The 1,918-nt window shown below is 54.3% G+C and carries 2 protein-coding genes and 1 tRNA gene; all 3 read left to right on the plus strand.

The window, feature by feature from the left end; genetic code table 11:
- Nucleotides 1-264: 264 nt before the first annotated feature.
- Nucleotides 265-477: an XRE family transcriptional regulator gene (locus tag C5O24_RS13005; RefSeq protein ID WP_205961128.1), complete on the plus strand. Its 213-nt coding sequence runs from the start codon at nt 265-267 to the stop codon at nt 475-477.
- A 344-nt stretch (nt 478-821) separates the two neighbouring features.
- Nucleotides 822-1,388: a cob(I)yrinic acid a,c-diamide adenosyltransferase gene (locus tag C5O24_RS13010; RefSeq protein WP_107035316.1), complete on the plus strand. Its 567-nt coding sequence runs from the start codon at nt 822-824 to the stop codon at nt 1,386-1,388.
- A gap of 260 nt (nt 1,389-1,648) precedes the next feature.
- Nucleotides 1,649-1,733 (plus strand) — tRNA-Ser (locus C5O24_RS13015).
- The last annotated feature ends 185 nt before the right edge of the window (nt 1,734-1,918 follow it).

The following is a 1,918-nucleotide window of genomic DNA, read 5'->3' on the forward strand; positions in this document are numbered from 1 at the left end:
TAGATAGTCCGTCGGAATAGAGATTCCCTCAAAACGGATCGTTTGTTAATAAGATTATATGAGCAGACCGCTCTTATTCCCTGAGTCTGGAAACCGCCATACAACACATGTCCTCTGGAATAAAGCTACTCTATCCGGCCGTCATTGGGTCGGAACCGGTGGCCTTATTGTAGGAGGACAAGGCGCTTGGCGGTGCCTAAGGCAGACAATAAGAACATCCGGTTCCGCCCATTTTTTTATTCTCCACACCATTTTCTTTTTCTTATGAGCCAAATTTTTATCGGCAAGCTTATTGAGGAGGAGCTCCGCAGCCAGGACCGATCGGTCGTCTGGTTCGCCAACAAGCTGAGCTGCAACCGCACGAATGTCTACAAGATATTCCATCGCGCAAGCATCGATACAGAGCTTCTGCTGCGTATCAGCAATGTGCTGAAACGCAACTTCTTCGATGTATATACCGATCGCCTTTCGGGCTGACAGCCACGCCGTGCGGACACACCGCCGGCTCCATTTCCCGCATCGCCGAAACGTCACTCCGATTTTATCCTCAATAACGCCTGAAAAACTGGATACCGGCGCCATTGCTAAGCTTCCTCCCCCCCCCCGCCAGAGCTTCCATGACTCTGCCGACACTTCATCCCCTTGTCCCCGTTGACTGCCTCGACCGCCCATATCACGGCCAAGCATCCTTTCTCCGCACCTTTGCCGATGCCACTCCATAGCATCGGCCGCACGATGCTGTTAAACTATCGCCTCCGGCCGACGGTTGTATCATTAGATGCAAATCGCTAACTTTGCCAAAACTTAAACACGAAAAGCGCATGAAAAAAAGTCAGTTATATACAGCCACCGGCGACCAGGGCACCACATCGCTCATCGGCGGCCAGCGAATCGACAAGTCGGCTCCAAGAATCGAGGCTTACGGAACGATCGACGAGCTCAACTCACACATCGGGCTTCTTGCCGCACACATGACCGCGGATCAGATGCTTGCCCCCCGCTTCCCCATGATCCAGAGCCGGCTATTCGATATAGGGTCATCGCTCGCCACTCCGCCATCGGCCGACACTCCGCCCGCACCGGGAGTTGATGCCGCCGAAATCGCCGACCTCGAAGCATTGATCGATGAAGTCGACGCCGCGCTCCCGCCCTTCCGTTGCTTCGTACTCCCCGGAGGCAGTGTCGCAGCCTCGCAGGCTCATGTAGCGCGTACAGTATGCCGTCGCGCAGAGCGCCGCGTCATAGCCCTCTCGCGGCTCGAACCGGTCGATCCCGCCTGCATAATATACCTCAACCGTCTGAGCGATCTGCTCTTTGCCGTTGCCCGTCGGTGCAACGTGGCTGAAGGATGCCCCGAAGTTATATGGAACCGGAGGCGCGACAGATAGCTCCGCACATCACTTCATGCCACCCCCACATCTCCTCCGGCCGCATCCCGGAGCATTCTGCTGAGGCATGGCTTTTGCCGCCGCACGCTTCTCTGACGCTCGATCCCACGTAGCCCCTCTGCCTATCGCGGGAGAGGCGTGCCACACAACCCGTAAAACCTCAAAAAACCGACTCAATCATTGATGATAATTGATCATAGCGTTGCAAAAAACAAAAATATTGGCTAACTTTGCACACGCAAACCCACAGTATTGCACCTGGAGAGATGGCAGAGTGGTCGATTGCGGCGGTCTTGAAAACCGTTGAGGGTCACACCTCCGGGGGTTCGAATCCCTCTCTCTCCGCTCGTAACGCTGAAAATCAGCGAATTAGCAAATAAGTACCCGAAAAAGTACCCAAAAACGGACTTTTTCGGGTACTTTTCTTTTGTTATGCCCGGAAATAGACAAGCCGGAAGCTGCCCCACGGCTTCCGGCTCGGTTCTTGTGTTAGCTGCCCTTCTTCGCGGCGTTGTGTATTTTAATAATTG

This window comes from Paramuribaculum intestinale (genome assembly GCF_003024925.1).
GTDB lineage: Bacteria > Bacteroidota > Bacteroidia > Bacteroidales > Muribaculaceae > Paramuribaculum > Paramuribaculum intestinale.

Bases quoted from the DNA above. Each gene is read 5' to 3' on its own strand.
- C5O24_RS13005 (WP_205961128.1), top strand. From the start codon at position 265: ATGAGCCAAATTTTTATCGGCAAGCTTATTGAGGAGGAGCTCCGCAGC.
- C5O24_RS13010 (WP_107035316.1), top strand. From the start codon at position 822: ATGAAAAAAAGTCAGTTATATACAGCCACCGGCGACCAGGGCACCACA.